This window comes from Mesorhizobium sp. M4B.F.Ca.ET.143.01.1.1 (genome assembly GCF_004792275.1).
Classification (GTDB): domain Bacteria; phylum Pseudomonadota; class Alphaproteobacteria; order Rhizobiales; family Rhizobiaceae; genus Mesorhizobium; species Mesorhizobium abyssinicae.
On the sequence record NZ_SRSR01000289.1, the window covers coordinates 1 to 304 of the forward strand.

At 62.8% G+C, this 304-nt stretch carries 1 protein-coding gene; it reads right to left on the bottom strand.

What is annotated here, in order from left to right; all coding sequences use genetic code 11:
- On the bottom strand, window positions 1-304 hold a 304-nt coding region (locus EN786_RS37030), incomplete at both ends, for a glycosyltransferase (RefSeq protein ID WP_145972939.1).

Consider the following 304-nt stretch of genomic DNA (forward strand, 5'->3'; position numbering starts at 1 on the left):
GCGCCAGTCTGGCCATGTTGAGCCTTGCCCGATCGGACTTGGCGCTGAGGATCTTGTCTACATCTCCAACATTGGACGCCGTCTCGATCGCCGGGACCGGGAAGAAATCGTCGAGTCCAGGCCAGCGGTCGCTTATGATGGGAGTGCCGCAGGCAGCGGCCTCGAAAAGCCGCACGCTGGGCGACCATCCTGCCGCGATCATCGAAGCCCGCGTAAGGTTCAATGTGTAGCGCTGGCGGCTGTAGAAGGCGGCATGTTCGGAAGGTGGCAGGTGCTCGATCCGCTCCACATTGTCCGGCCAGGC